Source organism: Pseudomonas sp. D1-1, assembly GCF_051132225.1.
Taxonomy (GTDB): domain Bacteria; phylum Pseudomonadota; class Gammaproteobacteria; order Pseudomonadales; family Pseudomonadaceae; genus Aquipseudomonas.
Genome location: NZ_CP071676.1, coordinates 5,068,935 through 5,084,391 on the forward strand (window position 1 = coordinate 5,068,935; position 15,457 = coordinate 5,084,391).

14 protein-coding genes are annotated in these 15,457 nt (G+C 61.2%); 7 read left to right on the plus strand and 7 right to left on the minus strand.

Features of this window, described 5'->3' with window-relative positions:
* Positions 1-293 precede the first annotated feature (293 nt).
* The 3 genes from J3P86_RS22865 to J3P86_RS22875 all read left to right on the plus strand — a co-directional run bounded on the left by J3P86_RS22865 (position 294) and on the right by J3P86_RS22875 (position 3,127).
* Complete coding sequence (locus tag J3P86_RS22865; RefSeq protein WP_305498671.1) at positions 294-1,532, plus strand: MFS transporter; 1,239 nt, start codon at positions 294-296, stop codon at positions 1,530-1,532.
* 258 nt (positions 1,533-1,790) lie between these two features.
* Positions 1,791-2,237 (plus strand): hypothetical protein, encoded by a 447-nt coding sequence (locus J3P86_RS22870; protein WP_434698932.1) that lies wholly within the window; start codon positions 1,791-1,793, stop codon positions 2,235-2,237.
* A gap of 80 nt (positions 2,238-2,317) precedes the next feature.
* Positions 2,318-3,127, plus strand: a complete 810-nt coding sequence (locus J3P86_RS22875) for a hypothetical protein (RefSeq protein ID WP_434698933.1) — start codon at positions 2,318-2,320, stop codon at positions 3,125-3,127.
* Between the two features lie 165 nt (positions 3,128-3,292).
* On the opposite strand, the gene J3P86_RS22880 is transcribed toward J3P86_RS22875, so the two are convergent.
* The 5 genes from J3P86_RS22880 to J3P86_RS22900 all read right to left on the minus strand — a co-directional run bounded on the left by J3P86_RS22880 (position 3,293) and on the right by J3P86_RS22900 (position 8,267).
* Positions 3,293-5,494 carry a xanthine dehydrogenase family protein molybdopterin-binding subunit gene (locus tag J3P86_RS22880; RefSeq protein WP_434698934.1) on the minus strand — a complete coding sequence of 734 codons (2,202 nt, stop codon included), beginning with the start codon at positions 5,492-5,494 and terminating at the stop codon, positions 3,293-3,295.
* Positions 5,491-6,483 (minus strand): FAD binding domain-containing protein, encoded by a 993-nt coding sequence (locus J3P86_RS22885; protein WP_434698935.1) that lies wholly within the window; start codon positions 6,481-6,483, stop codon positions 5,491-5,493. Before J3P86_RS22885 ends, J3P86_RS22880 begins: the two co-directional genes overlap by 4 nt.
* Positions 6,480-7,004, minus strand: coding sequence for a (2Fe-2S)-binding protein (locus J3P86_RS22890; RefSeq protein ID WP_434571674.1), 525 nt, complete (start codon positions 7,002-7,004; stop codon positions 6,480-6,482). The genes J3P86_RS22885 and J3P86_RS22890 overlap by 4 nt, the downstream gene beginning before the upstream one ends.
* 178 nt (positions 7,005-7,182) lie before the next feature.
* A complete protein-coding gene (locus J3P86_RS22895; protein WP_434698936.1) occupies positions 7,183-7,749 on the minus strand; it encodes a DJ-1 family glyoxalase III in 567 nt (188 codons plus the stop codon).
* Positions 7,750-7,829: 80 nt separating this feature from the next.
* Positions 7,830-8,267 carry a DUF4879 domain-containing protein gene (locus J3P86_RS22900; protein ID WP_434698937.1) on the minus strand — a complete coding sequence of 146 codons (438 nt, stop codon included), beginning with the start codon at positions 8,265-8,267 and terminating at the stop codon, positions 7,830-7,832.
* A gap of 218 nt (positions 8,268-8,485) precedes the next feature.
* On the opposite strand from J3P86_RS22900, the gene J3P86_RS22905 reads away from it, so the two are divergent.
* The 4 genes from J3P86_RS22905 (at position 8,486) to J3P86_RS22920 (ending at position 12,445) form a co-directional block, all read left to right on the plus strand.
* Complete coding sequence (locus J3P86_RS22905; protein WP_305498657.1) at positions 8,486-9,781, plus strand: NCS2 family permease; 1,296 nt, start codon at positions 8,486-8,488, stop codon at positions 9,779-9,781.
* Positions 9,778-10,857, plus strand: a complete 1,080-nt coding sequence (trmA, locus tag J3P86_RS22910) for a tRNA (uridine(54)-C5)-methyltransferase TrmA (protein ID WP_434698938.1) — start codon at positions 9,778-9,780, stop codon at positions 10,855-10,857. The genes J3P86_RS22905 and trmA overlap by 4 nt, the downstream gene beginning before the upstream one ends.
* Positions 10,858-11,147: 290 nt before the next feature.
* Entirely contained in the window at positions 11,148-11,588 is a 441-nt protein-coding gene (gene aroQ / locus J3P86_RS22915) for a type II 3-dehydroquinate dehydratase (RefSeq protein ID WP_434628055.1), read from the plus strand.
* 5 nt (positions 11,589-11,593) lie between these two features.
* Positions 11,594-12,445 carry a shikimate dehydrogenase gene (locus J3P86_RS22920; RefSeq protein ID WP_434698939.1) on the plus strand — a complete coding sequence of 284 codons (852 nt, stop codon included), beginning with the start codon at positions 11,594-11,596 and terminating at the stop codon, positions 12,443-12,445.
* Positions 12,446-12,589: 144 nt separating this feature from the next.
* On the opposite strand, the gene J3P86_RS22925 is transcribed toward J3P86_RS22920, so the two are convergent.
* Positions 12,590-13,267: a TetR/AcrR family transcriptional regulator gene (locus J3P86_RS22925; RefSeq protein ID WP_320389482.1), complete on the minus strand. Its 678-nt coding sequence runs from the start codon at positions 13,265-13,267 to the stop codon at positions 12,590-12,592.
* 102 nt (positions 13,268-13,369) lie between these two features.
* Complete coding sequence (quiC, locus tag J3P86_RS22930; protein ID WP_434698940.1) at positions 13,370-15,268, minus strand: 3-dehydroshikimate dehydratase QuiC; 1,899 nt, start codon at positions 15,266-15,268, stop codon at positions 13,370-13,372.
* Between the last annotated feature and the right edge of the window lie 189 nt (positions 15,269-15,457).

Genomic DNA, 15,457 nt, shown 5'->3' on the forward strand with positions numbered 1-15,457 from the left:
TGGATGGCGTGGTCTTTTGTCGCGTGACAGGTTGTCTCAGGGCCGCAAAGCTGCCCCACGGCATCGCTTCCAAACACATGCTGTCCCCGTTGCGAGGGAGCTTGCTACCGCTGGGCTGCGCAGCGGCACCGAGATTTTGCGGTCGCTGCGCAACCGAGCGGGAGCAAGCTCCCTCGCCACAATAGCCCGCATCAATTTGAATTGATGTCTGGCTAACTATTTTTCCAGCCGCCGCAACTTCCAGTTACAGCTCGGTGATAATCTCGCTCTTCACGTCACCGGACCCGTCATAGATGCCCAGCCAAGCGCCCTTGCTGCTCCGTCACCACCGACCTTTCATCGCCTTCTGGCTGGCCCGGATCTTCACGGCGAGCGGCTTCCAGATGCTCACCGTGGCCATTGGCTGGAACCTCTATCAACTGACCGGCAACGTCTTGGACCTGGGTCTCGTAGGGCTGGTCGAGTTCGCACCGCGGGTGCTGTTCATGCTGCACACCGGGCATGTGGCCGATCGGTATGACCGGCGCAAGGTCGCGGCCATCTGCCAATCCCTGCAGGCGACGATTGCCGTGGCGCTGGTGATCGGCAGCGCCACCGATAATGTTACGCGCGAGATGATCTTCATCCTGGCGTTCCTGCTGGGCGCGGCCCGCTCCTTCGAAATGCCGACGACCCAGGCGCTGCTGCCGAGCATCGTGCCTTCCGCGCTGTTTCCCCGCGCCGTGGCCGCTGCGCAGTCGGCACAGCAATCGGCGACCATCGTCGCACCCGCGCTGGGCGGTTTGCTGTACGCCTTCGGCAGCGTCTGGGTCTACGGGCCAACCGTGCTGCTCTACCTCATCGCCTGCGGCCTGATGCTCAACCTGCCCGCGCGGCAGACGCCGTTGAACAAAGGCAAGGCGACCCTGGATTCGCTGCTGGCGGGTATCCGCTTCATCCGCAGCCGGCAGGATATTCTCGGGGCGATTTCCCTGGACCTGTTCGCGGTATTGCTGGGGGGCGCAACGGCGCTGCTGCCGGTATTCGCCAAGGACATCCTGCTCACCGGCCCCTGGGGCCTGGGCCTGTTGCGCTCGGCACCGGCGGTCGGTGCCTTGCTGATGTCGTTGTGGCTGGCGCGGTTTGCCGTCGAGCGCAAGGTTGGCCGGGTGATGTTCACGGCGGTGGGCGTGTTCGGCGTCGCCACGATCGCCTTCGGCCTCTCCACTTCGTTCTGGTTTTCCTTGGCGGTACTGGTGGTGCTGGGCGCGGCGGACATGATCAGCATGGTCATCCGCGCCTCTTTCGTGCAATTGGAAACGCCGGACGAAATGCGTGGCCGGGTCAGCGCCGTGAACGGCCTGTTCATCGGCGCCTCGAACCAGCTGGGCGAATTCGAATCCGGCCTGACCGCCCACTGGTTCGGCACGGTGCCAGCGGTGGTCATGGGCGGCGTCGGCACGCTGCTGGTGACCGGGGCCTGGATCAAACTGTTCCCGACCCTGGCCAACCGCGACCGCATGCACGAACCGGTTGCAGAAACGAAAGCCTGAGACGTATTGCTTCGGGAATCGCTGAGCTTTTTTGCCTGTGGGTCATGGCCTGTGGGAAGAGTCTTAAGGGCTAATCTGGTTTGTTCATATAAATAACTTACTTACTACGCGCCGAAGTAAAATTTCTTACGCACCTTTCCTTTATTAACATAAGCAGCCTTAGTGCCATTGCAAAAGTCCAATTAGCGCTCCACCATGCCCCCTTCCGCGAAGCAATACCAGCAACGCTGTATAAAAATCAATACAGGACATATAAGCATGACCGCATCACACTGGAAAATAACTGTTTTCATTTTAACAACGACGATCATGAGTTCGGCTATAGCCGGACCAGCTGTGAATATCACTTTCACAAATCTTGGCGCACAGAACGCCGTCTATACCGTGACCAACAGCAACGAAACAACTACCAGAAACAATTCAAAACCCACTCCGACATCACTGGTAGAACCAAACAAACCAAATTTCTACAAGGTGCAAAGCTTGATATCCCCACATGCCAACTATGCAGCTTTACGCTACAAGATAGGCAGCAAGGAATGTGTTTATTCAACCACTTTCGTCGCGACTGCAGGCCCAGGAGGCTCCAAGATTCCAAAGTGGAAGGAATCTGCTACTCCGGGTGGCGGCGCTATCTGCACTATCACTGTCCAGTCCAGAGACTACCGGACTTATGAATGGGCAGTGCAAATCACCATGAAATAAGAACTTCCAAGTCCGGAATCTTTTCAGCCCTGACTCAGCCAATGAATGTCCAAACACCTCGCCAGGAATAGGTGATCAGCATGGTACTTTCCGACATCAGCCTCATGACCCACAGCACTCCTACCCTGAATAAAGCAACCGGAACCAGAGCCACCGTTAGTAATAACCAAGATATCGTTCAAGACCCTGTAAATACCGGAGGAGATGACAACAGCACAGTTTCTGCGCTCTCACGTCAATTGAGCGAGGCCGCTTCCCGCGCAGAGGCACGTGATGCCAGCTTAAGCCGAAAAGAGCTTTCCGATCTGGCCTGGAGTATCAAGGAAAAAATAGGCGGGGATTATATAGCAACCAAAGCCAGATATGACGCGGAAGTTCCCCAGACCGATGACCCCGAACTCTTGGCACGAGCTAAACAGGCCACTGAGTACATCAATGGAGTCGTCACAGACGGCCGCGGCAAAAATCCTTTCTCCGGGATGCCAAGAGATCAGCTGAATTTGATCATTTATGATGACAGCGGCGCTTTTACCGTCAATGAGCGGCGCTCTGCGCAACATGAAGTAGCCCAACAGGAACAGGCATGGCGGCAGGTAGTCATCGCCAAGGGGACGATGGAATACAGCAACACAGGAAAAATGACCGATTTCTACAAGAACGTGCTCGAGCATTACCGTGGCTTGCCCGCCATTGAACAATCGCAGTATCCAGCCGATTACGAAGCCAGGCTGCTACTTGATATAGCAATGGACCTCAGCACCGAAGTACCTGATATCGATAGTGAAAGCTTCTGGAACGAACTGTTCAAGGGCGATACCTCACTGGCCGGCAAGCCCACCGCCTCCACCGAGGAGAAAGTAGCGGTCAACACCGATATAAAGGAGCCTTGAAACAGATTATCCGAGAGCGACAACCCGCTGTTCGACGAGCCCCCTCTACCCGAGCGGGACGCAGGACAACCGGAGGCTCTGCTTTGAACTCAGCAGGCGTTTGAACCACTGCTCTCCAGCCTGTGGAACCGAAGTCCCACAGGCTCACTGTTATTCACCACTCCCTCAGAGCAACTTGTCCAGCGTGACTGGAAAGTCCCGCACCCGCTTGCCGGTCGCATGGTAAATGGCATTAGCCACCGCCGCCGCCACGCCCACGATGCCGATTTCACCGACGCCCTTGGACCCCAGCGCATTGACGATGTCGTCCTGTTCATCGACGAACACCACGTCGATGTCACCGATGTCGGCGTTGACCGGCACGTGGTATTCGGCCAGGTTGTGGTTCATGTGCCGGCCCAGGGCGTGGTCGGTCAGGGTCTCTTCATGCAAGGCCATGCCAACGCCCCAGACCACGCCACCGAGAATCTGGCTGCGGGCGGTTTTCGGGTTGATTACCCGCCCGGCCGCGATGGCGCTGACCACGCGGTTGACCTTCACCGTGCCCAGGTCTTCGTCGACCAGCACCTCGACGAACACCGCCGAGTGCGTAGCAGTGGCATAGGCCTGGCGTTTCTCATCCGGCTGGGCCGTGACTTGTGCCTGCAACGGCGTCTCGCCGCTGTTCCGAGCCAGCTGCGCCAGGGTGACACTGGCCTCCCCCATGCGCAGTTCACCGTCGACAAACGTCACTTGCTCAAGGGTTGCGCCGCTGAAGGCCGGGCAAGTTTGCCGAGCCACTGCGAGCAGTTTTTCCCGCAGCGCCTCACAGGCTTGCTGCACTGCGGTGCCGACGGACGAGACGGTAAACGAACCGCCCTGCAGCGGTGCGGTCGGCAGCGACGAATCGCCAAGCACAAAGGTGACATTTTCCAGGGGAACGCCGGACGTCTCGGCGGCAATCTGGGTCATGACGGTATAGGTGCCGGTGCCGATGTCAGTGGTCGCGCTGCTCACGGTCAGCTTGCCGCTGGGATCCAGCGACGCTCGGGCGCTGGCCTTCTGCTGCATGGCCTCCCAGACACCGCCGGCCATGCCCCAACCTACCAGTTGCCGCCCTGCGCGCATGCTGCGCGGCTCCGGATTGCGCTTGCTCCAACCGAAACGGTCGGCACCCTGGGCGTAACATTCGCGCAACTCCTTGCTCGAATACGGCTTGCCTTCGTTCTCGTTACGTTCGGCATAGTTGATCAAGCGCAGCTGGACCGGGTCGATGGCCAGGGCGCAGGCCAACTCGTCCATGGCGCACTCCAGACCGATCAGTCCAAGGGCGGCGCCGGGGGCACGCATGTCCAGCGGCGTGTAGACGTCCAGGGGCACCAGCTTGTAGCTCAATTCGACGTTATCGCAGTGATAGAGCATGCCGCTCCACTCCACCACATGCTCGGTGAAGTCCTCGAAGCGCGACGTCTGGCCGACGGCGCTATGGGCCACCGCGAGCAAACGTCCGTTGGCCGCAGCTCCCAGTTGCACACACTGGAAGGTCCGGGGCCGGTAGCCGAAGGTAAACATTTGCTGACGGGTCAGGCTGACCCGCACCGAGCGCTTGAGCGTCAGCGCGGCCATTACTGCCAGCGGCAATTGGTACTGCGGGCGCAGCCCGGAACCGAAAGCACCGCCAACGTAGGCGGCAAACACCCGCACCTGTTCTTTTTCCAGCCCGAACACCTCTTGCACATAGGCCTGGCAATTCTGCGTGCCCTGGGTCTTGTCGTGAATGTGCAAGCTGCCGTCGGGTTGGTACAGAACGGTCGAGGCGTGGGGCTCCATCGGGTTGTGATGTTCGATCGGCGTGCTGTAGGACACATCCACGCTGAGTGCCGAGCTGGCGTACTCGCCCTGAAAATTCCCACGGGGCTTGGGTAATTCGGCGGGCGCCGGATGCGCTTCGTTTTGCAGGATCGTCAGATCGGTCTGATGGTCCTGGGTCTCGTAGTCGATTTCAACGAGCGAGCCGGCATAACGCGCCAACTCGAGATTTTCCGCAACCACCAGGGCGAGCGGCTGGCCGCTGTAGAGGACCTGGTCGTTGAACAACGGCCGGAACGGCGAACCCTCCGCGGCATCGGCATCCTGGTAGGGCTCGTCGTAACTGGCGATCTTCGGGCGGTTGGTATGGTCGATCACCGCGACGACGCCCGGCAGCGCCAGGGCTCGGGAAGCATCGATGCGCACGACCCGGCCACGGGCGATACCGCTGGAGACGACGCTGCCGTGCAGCAGGCCATCTTCGGGATACTCCCCGGCGTATCGGGCCCGACCAGTGACCTTGAGCAGGCCATCGGTCCGGTCAAGCGGCTTGCCTATGGTTTTGCTCAATGCATTCATCGGGTGGTTCCCCCCACCAGCGCGGCATCGCTCAAGGCGCGGATAATTGCCCGGCGTGCCAGTTTGACTTTGAAGCCGTTGTGCTCCAGCGGCTCGGCGTTCTGCATTAACGCATCGGCAGCCGCCGTAAAGGTTTCGCGGCTGACGGCCTGGCCGACCAGCCAGTTTTCCACGGCCTTGTCGCGCCACGGTTTGTGGGCTACACCGCCGAGGGCCAGCCGAGCCTGGCGAATCACCGGCCCATCAAGCTCCAGCGCCGCCGCCACCGAAACCAGCGCAAAGGCGTAGGAGGCCCGGTCACGGATCTTCAGGTAGTGGCTATGTTCAGCAAAACCCGCTGGGGGCAACTCGATGTAGGTGATCAGCTCGTCATCGGCCAATTGGTTGTCCCGATCCGGTGCGTCACCGGGCAGACGGTGAAAATCCGCGAACTCGATGGTCCGCGCGCCGCCCCGTCCCAGCACATGAACAACCGCCTCAAGCGCCGCCAGGGCCACGCACATGTCCGACGGATGAGTCGCCACGCACTGATCACTGGCGCCGAAAATCGCGTGGATCCGGTTCAGGCCGCTTCGGGCCGGGCAACCGCTGCCTGGGCGCCGCTTGTTGCACGGCACGGAGGCGTCATAAAAGTAATAGCAGCGCGTGCGTTGCAACAGGTTGCCACCGGTGCTGGCCATATTGCGCAACTGCGGCGAGGCGCCCGCCAGGATGGCTTGGGCGAGCAGCGGATAGCGCCGCTGAACCCACGGATGCCAGGCCAGATCGGCATTGCTCACCAATGCGCCAATCATCACCCCGCCCGACGGGGTCTCGCTGAGGTCCGTCAAAGGCAGACCGGTGATATCGATCAAGTGCTGGGGGCGGCTGAGGTTTTCCTTCATCAGGTCCAGCAGGTTGGTGCCGCCGGCGATGAAGCGCGAGTTCGCACTGGACAACTCGACGGCCGCCTGCACGGTGTCGGGCTTGCTGTAGCTAAAGGGATTCATCGCTCGCCCTCCGTTGGCTGGCAGAGCGGAAGCGCTTCCTCGATGGCGTCGCGAATATTGTTGTAGGCGCCGCATCGGCAGAGGTTGCCGCTCATCAGTTCGCTGATTTCGGCGCTGGTCTGCGCCCGGCCCTCGTTGGCCAGCCCCACCGCCGAACAGATCTGCCCCGGCGTGCAGTAGCCGCACTGGAACGCGTCATGCTTGATGAACGCCCGTTGCATGGGGTGCAGCTCATCGCCATTGGCCAAGCCCTCGACGGTGGTCAACTCGGCGCCGTCGCACATCACCGCCAGGGTCAGGCAGGCGTTGATACGCTTGCCATCACGCAACACCGTGCAGGCGCCGCATTGGCCGTGATCACAGCCTTTCTTGCTGCCTACCAGGTCCAGTTGCTCGCGCAGCAGGTCCAGCAGCGTGGTCCAGGGCAGCACCTGCAACTCACGCACGGCGCCATTGAGTGTCAGACGTATCGGATGACGGACGAAGGACGCCTGCGTCGCTTCGGACAAGGTCGCGCTCATGGAACACCTCACGGTTGGTCGTACTCGCGGCGTTTTGGGAAACCGCCGTCATAAGGGGTACGACTTCGAGGTGGGGTGAGCGTTCAAGGCAATTGGGCGACGAAACGCCAGCGGCCGCTGCGCAGCCGAGCGGGAGCAAGCTCCCTCGCCACAGGGCTACTCTCGATTAAAGGAAAGATCAGGCCAGCAACTCCGCCGCCACCACGCTCCTCACACCCTTGCCGGCGAGTTGCTCCACCAGCGTCAGGGCAAATATCAGGGCGGCGGCCGAGCCTTGGGCGGTGATGCAATTGCCATCCACCACCACCGGCTGGTCGACGAAGCTGCATCCGGACAGCTGCTGGCTCACGGCGGGCAGGCACGTCATGCGGCGCTGGCGTAGCACGCCGAACGCCTGGAGTACCAGCGCCGGCGCTTCGGCGATGGCGGCAAAAGATCGCCCGGCGGCGGCCTGGTCCCTGACCAACTGCTGCAACGGCTGGTGGGCGGCCAGATGCTGCGCGCCAATGATGCCGCCCGGCAGGACGATCAGGTCGAAATCCTGGACCAGCATGTCCACCAGCATGCCGTCGGCGGTCAGGCGCGTGCCGCGTGCACAGGTGAGCATGCGTCGGCCCTCGATACTCGCCACCACCACTTCGAGCTGCGCACGACGCAACACATCGATCAGCGTCACCGTCTGCAAATCGTCGACGCCTTCAGCCACGGCAATCAGGGCTCGGGGGATCTTGGTTCCAGGAATCATGGGCGCTCTCCGCTGGGTGACTCTCTCAAGACTAGCCAGCTTTGCCGAGCCGTGTCAGGTGAAGACAGCCCGTGATGTGGTCATTTGATGTAGAGCTCGGTCGCCATCCGGTTCCCCGGCGCGTTGATTGACACATTGCTGAAGCTGAAAGTGCCTTCCTGCTTGCCCTTCAGATCGAAGATATACAGGTAGCCGACCACCTTGGTGCTTGTCGAACAGTCGTTGAGATTGCCATTGCTGAACGCACACCCTGGCGAGCGGGTGCCGTCGACTTCGAAGCCGTCCAGCGTGACATGAGGTTGGCGGCCATAACCGACCTCCAGCACGTAGACCTTGATATTCGGCCCGCTATGATCGCAACGGGTCTGCGTCTGCCCCGCCGCGATATTCTCAAACCCACAGGTCGGCGATTCGACCTTGAGCACCTTGACCTCGCTCAGCGGCGGCGCTGAGGCGGCGTGCGCCGCCGGTCCGAGCAGCGCCAGGTTCAACGCGCAGGCCCATGCGAATTTTTTCATGCGATACATACCGACCTCCCCGGAATCGCGCGCAGTATGGCCCAACTTTTGCGTCTGCACACTTTGCGACGCACACCGAGGATCGCAGCCTCATCGCCGCGCTGCTATGATGCGCGGCTTTTTCCGACCCGCAGAAAATCCCGGGCGCCCCTGGCGCAGTGTGCTTTGCTGTTGAGGTCGATACATTCACGGCGCCGCGCGCGCCACGGGGAGCAGACATGCTGGAAAGGCTGTTTCAACTCAAGGCACACAACACCAACGTGCGGACCGAGATCCTGGCGGGCGTCACGACCTTCCTGGCCATGGCCTACATTCTGTTCGTCAACCCGAGCATTCTCGGCGAAACCGGCATGGACAAGGGTGCCGTATTCGTCGCCACCTGCCTGGCGGCGGCCATTGGTTCGACGGTCATGGGCCTGATCGCCAACTACCCGATCGCCCTTGCACCGGGCATGGGCCTGAATGCCTTCTTCACCTACACCGTGGTCTTGCACATGGGCCATACCTGGCAAGTGGCGCTGGGTGCGGTGTTCGTCTCCGCCGTATTGTTTTTCCTGCTGTCGATCTTTCGTATTCGCGAATGGATCATCAACAGCATCCCGCTGCCACTGCGCTCGGCCATCGCCGCCGGTATCGGCCTGTTCCTGGCGCTGATCGCCTTGAACAACGCTGGCATCGTAGTGAAAAACCCGGCGACCATGGTCGGTCTCGGCGACCTGAAGCAACCGGCACCAATCCTGGCGACCCTGGGCTTCGTCCTCATCGTCGCCCTGGAAGCACTGAAAGTGCGCGGCGCCGTGCTGATCGGCATCCTGGCGGTCACCGTTGTCTCGATCGTAATGGGCTTCACGCCGTTTGGCGGGATCATTTCCGCGCCGCCCTCCCTCGCCCCGACGTTTTTGCAACTGGACATCAAGGGCGCCCTGGACATCGGTCTGGTGAGCGTGATCTTCGCCTTTCTCTTCGTCGACCTGTTCGACAACTCCGGCACCCTGATCGGCGTCGCCAAGCGCGCCGGGCTGATGGGCAAGGATGGCCACATGCCGAAGATGGGCCGCGCGCTGATCGCCGACAGCACCGCCGCCATGGCCGGTTCGCTGCTGGGCACCTCGACGACCACCAGCTACATCGAGTCGGCGGCAGGCGTCAGCGCCGGCGGACGCACCGGCCTGACCGCCATCGTCGTGGCGATCCTGTTCCTGCTGGCGCTGTTCTTCTCGCCACTGGCCGCCAGCGTCCCGGCCTTCGCCACCGCGCCGGCCCTGTTGTTTGTGGCCGTGTTGATGACCTCCGGCCTGGCCGAGATCGACTGGGACGACATCACCGTCGCCGCCCCGGTGGTGATCACGGCGCTGGCAATGCCGTTCACCTACTCCATCGCCAATGGCATCGCCTTCGGCTTCATCGCCTGGACCGCCATCAAACTGGTGTCCGGCCGTGGCCGTGAGCTGAACCCGGCGCTGGTCATCCTGTCGATCCTGTTCGTTATCAAGTTGGGTTGGTTCAACGCATGACTTTTGATTCCCAGGCCTACGCCGCCCAGTTGCAGGACAAGGTCACGCGCTTGCGTGACTTGCTGGCTCCGTTCAATGCACCCGAGCCCGAGGTATTCGACTCGCCCTTGCAGAACTTCCGCCTGCGCGCCGAATTCCGCCTGTGGCGCGAAGCCGGCGAACGCCACTATGCGATGTTCTCCCAGGACGACAAGCGCACGCCGATCCTGATCGAAGAGTTCCCCATCGCCAGCTTGCGCATCAACCAGTTGATGCCGCAGCTCAAGGCCGCCTGGCAGGCCAGCGCGCCCTTGAGCCACAAGCTGTTCCAGGTGGAATTCCTGACCACCCTGGCCGGCGACGCGATGATCACCCTGTGTTATCACCGCCCGCTGGATGAACACTGGCACGCCGCGGCGTCGAAGCTCGCGACCGACCTGGGCGTCAGTATCATCGGGCGCTCCAAAGGCAAACGGGAAGTGATCGGCCACGATTATGTGGTGGAAAAACTTGAGGTGGGCGGCCGTGCCTTCAGCTATCGCCAGCCCGAAGGTGCCTTCACCCAGCCCAACGGCACGGTAAACCAGAAGATGCTCAACTGGGCTTATGAAGCCTTGGGCGATCGCAGCGACGATCTTCTGGAGCTTTACTGCGGCAACGGCAACTTCACGTTGCCCCTGGCCACCCGCGCGCGCAACGTGCTCGCCACTGAAATCAGCAAGACATCGGTCAACGCAGCGCTGAGCAACCTCAGCGAAAACGCTGTGGATAACGTCACGTTGGTACGGCTGTCCGCCGAGGAACTGACCGAAGCCTTGAACGAAGTCCGCCCATTCCGCCGCTTGCAGGGTATCGACCTGAAAAGCTACGAATTCGGCAGCGTCTTCGTCGACCCACCTCGCGCCGGCATGGACCCGGACACCTGCGAACTGACCCGACGCTTCGACAACATCCTCTACATCTCCTGCAACCCGGAAACCCTCGCCGCGAACATCGCGCAGTTGAGCGACACCCACCGCATCACGCGCTGCGCGTTGTTCGATCAGTTTCCGTGGACTCATCACATGGAATCCGGCGTGTTGCTGACTCGGCGTTGAGTCATCGCAACAACCCTTATGTAAAAGGGGCTATTTGTGGCGAGGGGATTTATCCCCGCTCGAGTGCGTAGCGCTCGCAAACTGTTCTGGGGGCTGCTACGCAGCCCAGCGGGGATAAATCCCCTCGCCACATTACTTTTACTACCTCCCGAGCAAGGCAACGTCCGATCATCGAACAGTTATTGTCCGATGACCGCTGCTTTATTTGACCAAATTAACCATCTAGTACAATTTATCCCCACAGGCTGAACTACAGCCCACACCAACAATAAAAATGTGGAGAAATTGCGATGCCTCCGATCGTTCTGGTGCTCAACGGCCCGAACCTGAACCTGCTCGGCACCCGCGAGCCGGCCACCTATGGCCACGAAACCCTGGCTGATATTTCCGCGCTGTGCGGCTGCGCCGCCGAGGAGTTCGGCCTGGCCGTGGAGTTCCGCCAGACCAACCAGGAAGGCGAATTGCTCGACTGGATCCACAGCGCCCGTGGCCGGTGTGCCGGGATCATCATCAACCCGGCGGCCTGGACCCACACTTCGGTTGCGATCCGCGACGCGCTGGTGGCCAGTGAAGTCCCGGTGATCGAAGTCCACCTGTCCAACGTCCACGCCCGCGAAACCTTTCGCCACCACTCCTTTGTCTCGTCAGTCGCCATCGGCGTGATGTGCGGGTTCGGCAGCCATGGTTATCGCCTGGCCCTGGAACATTTCAGTCAGCGGTTGAAGGGTTGATGAATATGTCCAACGTCACTGTACTGGCCGGCCTGATCGGCGCGGGCATCCAGGCCTCTCGCACGCCGGCGCTCCACGAACACGAAGGCGATGCCCAAGGCATGCGTTACCTGTATCGGCTGATTGATCTGGATGCGCTGAAACTCGACAGCGGCGCCCTGGGCGATTTGCTGGTGGCTGCCGAACGCATGAGTTTTACCGGGTTGAATATCACGTTTCCCTGTAAACAGGCGGTCATCCCGCTGCTGGACGAGTTGTCGCCCGAAGCGCGCGGCATCGGTGCGGTAAATACCGTGGTGCTCAAGAATGGCAAACGCATCGGCCACAACACCGACTGCCTCGGGTTCGCCGAAGGCTTTCGTCGAGGCTTGGGCGATGTTTCCCGTCGCCATGTCGTCCAGATGGGCGCAGGGGGTGCCGGGGCTGCCGTTGCCCACGCGCTACTCGCCGAAGGCGTGGAGACGCTGAGCATCTTTGATGTCGAGACCAGCCGTGCCGAGGCGCTGGCGAATAACCTGAACCAACAGTTCGGCGCCAGCCGTGCTCGCGCCGGGCATGACCTGCCCACCGCCATGGCCGAGGCCGACGGGCTGGTGAACACCACGCCCATGGGCATGGCGAAACTGCCGGGGATGCCGGTACCGGTGGAGCTGTTGCGAGGCGATCTGTGGGTCGCGGAAATCGTCTATTTCCCGTTGGAAACCGAACTGCTGCGCAACGCCCGCGCCCTCGGCTGCCGCACGCTGGATGGCGGCACCATGGCGGTGTTCCAGGCGGTGAAGGCGTTCGAACTGTTCAGCGGCGTGGCGCCCGATGCGGGGCGGATGCTGGCGCATTTTCAGCGTATGGATCACTGAAGCCTGATCACAATCCCTGCTTACCTTGTGGGAGCGAGCTTGCTCGCGATGGCGGTGTTCCAGTCACCACTGGTGCTGGCTGATCGGCCGCTATCGCGAGCAAGCTCGCTCCCACACAGGCTCGCGTCCACATAAGGTTCGGTGTCAGGCCTGCAAGTACCGCAATACCGATTCACAGACCATCTGCCGATGGCGCTGCTTGACCGCTTCGTCCGACAGATCGATCTGAAAGATCTCACCGAACGTCTGGCGGTTGGACACCCGATAGAAGCAGAACGAACTGATCAGCAGATGCACATCCAGCGGCTCGAGGCCGGCGCGAAATACGCCCTCCTCGGCGCCTCGGCGCAATATCACGCCAAGGGAATCGAGGATGGTGTTGGTCATCGCCTTGATCGCGCCGGATTGCTTCACGTATTCGGCGTTGTGGATGTTCTCGATGCAGACGATACGCACGAAATCGACGTTGCGGTCATGGTGGTCGAAGGTGAACTCCACCAGGCGCCGGATCGCGTCGACCGGCGCCAGCTCCGCCAGGTGCAGGCGGCTTTCGGTGGTGCGGATATCGCCGTAGAGTTTTTCCAGCACCTCGACGTACAGCTGCTCCTTGCTGCCGAAGTAGTAATAGATCATCCGCTTGGAGGTGTGGATGCGCTCGGCGATGGCGTCGACCCGCGCGCCGGCCAGGCCCTGCTGGACGAACTCGACGATAGCTTCCTGAAGAATGTTTTCCCGGGTCTTTTCCGGGTTGTTCTTGCGACTCTTGCGCGGCGCGGCGACAGGTTCGTCGAGGGCTGCGGAAAGCTCTGGATTCATAGTCATTACGGGCTCACGGCCATCACTGCACAGGTTGGCGATTATGGGCCGCACCGCACAGTGAAGGAAGCCACGGCGTTGCCCTTTACCGCCGCGCTTACGATTTCCCTACAACTTGGCGTGCCGCAAGCCACCGCTACGAGACTTGGCCATGGCCGCCAGCCGCACCGCGACGTTGGCCGCGCCGTAGCCGGCATAACCGTTCTTGCGCTGGATGATTTCGAAGAAAAAGCGCCCTTCGAACGGTTCGGTATAGACGTGAAACAACTCGCCGCCCTGAGCGTCACGGTCGTACAACACGTTGAAATAGGCCAGCTCGCTGAGAAACTCATCATCGAAATCGAAACGTGCCGCCAGGTCATCGTAGTAGTTGAGCGGAATGTCCAGCAACGGCACCCCGGCCTCCTTGGCACGGCTGACCTGGGCGAAGATATCGTCGCAGTCAAAGGCGATATGGTGCACGCCGGAACCGCGATAACTCGACAGTGCATGTGAGATCGCGGTGTTGCGGTTCTCGGAAATGTTCAGCGGCAAACGAATCGAACTGCAACGGCTGCGCAACGCACGGCTTTTCACCAGGCCATAGGGGTCGGGCAACACCACTTCATCGTCAGCTTCGAAATCCAGCAGGCTCTTGTAGAACAGCACCCAACTGTCGAGGCTGTCGGCCGGCAGCGCCATCGCCATGTGGTCGATGCGCTTGAGCCCGGCGCCGATGACCGCACCGGGTTGCAAGTTGAAATCGGTGCCATAGACATCGGCGTCCTGGTCCACCAGGTAGATCAGGCTGCCGTCCGGCGCTCGCACCGCCGCCAGCTCCAGCTCGTTGGGCCCGACCAGGCCACGATAAGGCTGGCCCTTGTAGGCCACCGCCCGCTTGAGAGCGCTGGCGCTGTCCTTGACCCGCACGGCGGTGGCGCACAACGATGGGCCATGGGCTTCAAAAAAGCTGTGGGCGAAGGAATACGGCTCGCAATTGAGGATCAGGTTGATATCGCCCTGGCGCAACAGGCTGACGTTCTTGGAGCGATGCTGGCCGGCCTTGACGAACCCCAGCCGCTCCAGCCAGTGGGAGAGCTTGGCGCCGAGGTTGTCATCCACGGCGAACTCCAGGAATTCAACGCCGTTGTATTCGCTGGCCGGCGCTGTCGCGAAGAGGATATCGCTGTTCTGCGCAGGCGCTTGCGCGGCCAGGCGCTCACGGGTTTTCTCTTCCAGGTACAGCAGCGAACGCAAACCGTCGGCGGCGTTGGCCCTGGGCGGCGCGGCGCGAAACCCGTCGTTGAAGATCTCCAGCGACAGCGGCCCGGTGTAACCGCTCTGGATGATCGGCGCGAGGAAACCCGGCAGGTCGAATTCGCCCTGGCCCGGGAAACAGCGGAAATGCCGGCTCCACTCCAGGACGTCCATCGCCAGGATCGGTGCGTCGGCCATCTGCACGAAAAAAATCTTGTCCCCGGGAATCTCGGCGATGGCGCTCGGGTCGCCCTTGAGGGACAAGGTGTGGAAGCTGTCGAGCAGCACGCCCAAGCTGGGGTGATCGGCCTGGCGCACGATGTTCCAGACCTGTTGATAAGTATTCACGTGGCGGCCCCAGGCCAACGCCTCATAGCCGATGCGCAGGCCCCGCGCACCGGCGCGCTCGGCCAGCAGCCTGAGGTCATCAATCAGGACCTGCTCGTCGCCGACGCTGTCGGCCGAGGCATTGCTGCACACCAGCACCAGATCGGTGCCCAGCTCTTGCATCAGGTCGAATTTGCGCTCGGCGCGGTCAAGGTTGCGCGCCAGACGATCCCGGCGGCAGCCTTCGAAATCCCGAAATGGCTGGAACAAAGTGATGGCGATACCCAGGTCGGCGCACATTTGCCTGATTTCCCGAGGGCTGCCGTCGTAATACAGGAGGTCGTTCTCGAAAATTTCCACGCCGTCGAAACCAGCGGCGGCAATCGCTTCGAGTTTTTCCGGCAGGGTACCGCTCAAGGAAACAGTGGCAATGGAACGCTGCATGACTTCGGCTCCCGGGACAGGCATCGGCTACACAAGGTGCGCCGCTTTTGAAAGAGTCAGCCGATTATTGAGCGGTCGGTTTTTTTGGGCAATTTAATATGTACCATCCGGTTAGTTTTTTGGGCGATTATCGAACACAATGCCCGATCAGCGAATTGACGATTTTTTGTCCACTGCGCACCATCGACC

What these genes read in the sequence shown, in the direction of transcription:
- J3P86_RS22890 (WP_434571674.1), bottom strand. Translation starts at nt 7,004, where the DNA reads ATGAGCGCGACCTTGTCCGAAGCGACGCAGGCGTCCTTCGTCCGTCAT.
- J3P86_RS22865 (WP_305498671.1), top strand. Translation starts at nt 294, where the DNA reads ATGCCCAGCCAAGCGCCCTTGCTGCTCCGTCACCACCGACCTTTCATC.
- trmA (WP_434698938.1), top strand. Translation starts at nt 9,778, where the DNA reads ATGACTTTTGATTCCCAGGCCTACGCCGCCCAGTTGCAGGACAAGGTC.
- J3P86_RS22895 (WP_434698936.1), bottom strand. Translation starts at nt 7,749, where the DNA reads ATGATTCCTGGAACCAAGATCCCCCGAGCCCTGATTGCCGTGGCTGAA.
- J3P86_RS22925 (WP_320389482.1), bottom strand. Translation starts at nt 13,267, where the DNA reads ATGACTATGAATCCAGAGCTTTCCGCAGCCCTCGACGAACCTGTCGCC.
- aroQ (WP_434628055.1), top strand. Translation starts at nt 11,148, where the DNA reads ATGCCTCCGATCGTTCTGGTGCTCAACGGCCCGAACCTGAACCTGCTC.
- J3P86_RS22905 (WP_305498657.1), top strand. Translation starts at nt 8,486, where the DNA reads ATGCTGGAAAGGCTGTTTCAACTCAAGGCACACAACACCAACGTGCGG.
- J3P86_RS22870 (WP_434698932.1), top strand. Translation starts at nt 1,791, where the DNA reads ATGACCGCATCACACTGGAAAATAACTGTTTTCATTTTAACAACGACG.
- J3P86_RS22880 (WP_434698934.1), bottom strand. Translation starts at nt 5,494, where the DNA reads ATGAATGCATTGAGCAAAACCATAGGCAAGCCGCTTGACCGGACCGAT.
- J3P86_RS22875 (WP_434698933.1), top strand. Translation starts at nt 2,318, where the DNA reads ATGGTACTTTCCGACATCAGCCTCATGACCCACAGCACTCCTACCCTG.
- J3P86_RS22920 (WP_434698939.1), top strand. Translation starts at nt 11,594, where the DNA reads ATGTCCAACGTCACTGTACTGGCCGGCCTGATCGGCGCGGGCATCCAG.
- J3P86_RS22900 (WP_434698937.1), bottom strand. Translation starts at nt 8,267, where the DNA reads ATGAAAAAATTCGCATGGGCCTGCGCGTTGAACCTGGCGCTGCTCGGA.
- J3P86_RS22885 (WP_434698935.1), bottom strand. Translation starts at nt 6,483, where the DNA reads ATGAATCCCTTTAGCTACAGCAAGCCCGACACCGTGCAGGCGGCCGTC.
- quiC (WP_434698940.1), bottom strand. Translation starts at nt 15,268, where the DNA reads ATGCAGCGTTCCATTGCCACTGTTTCCTTGAGCGGTACCCTGCCGGAA.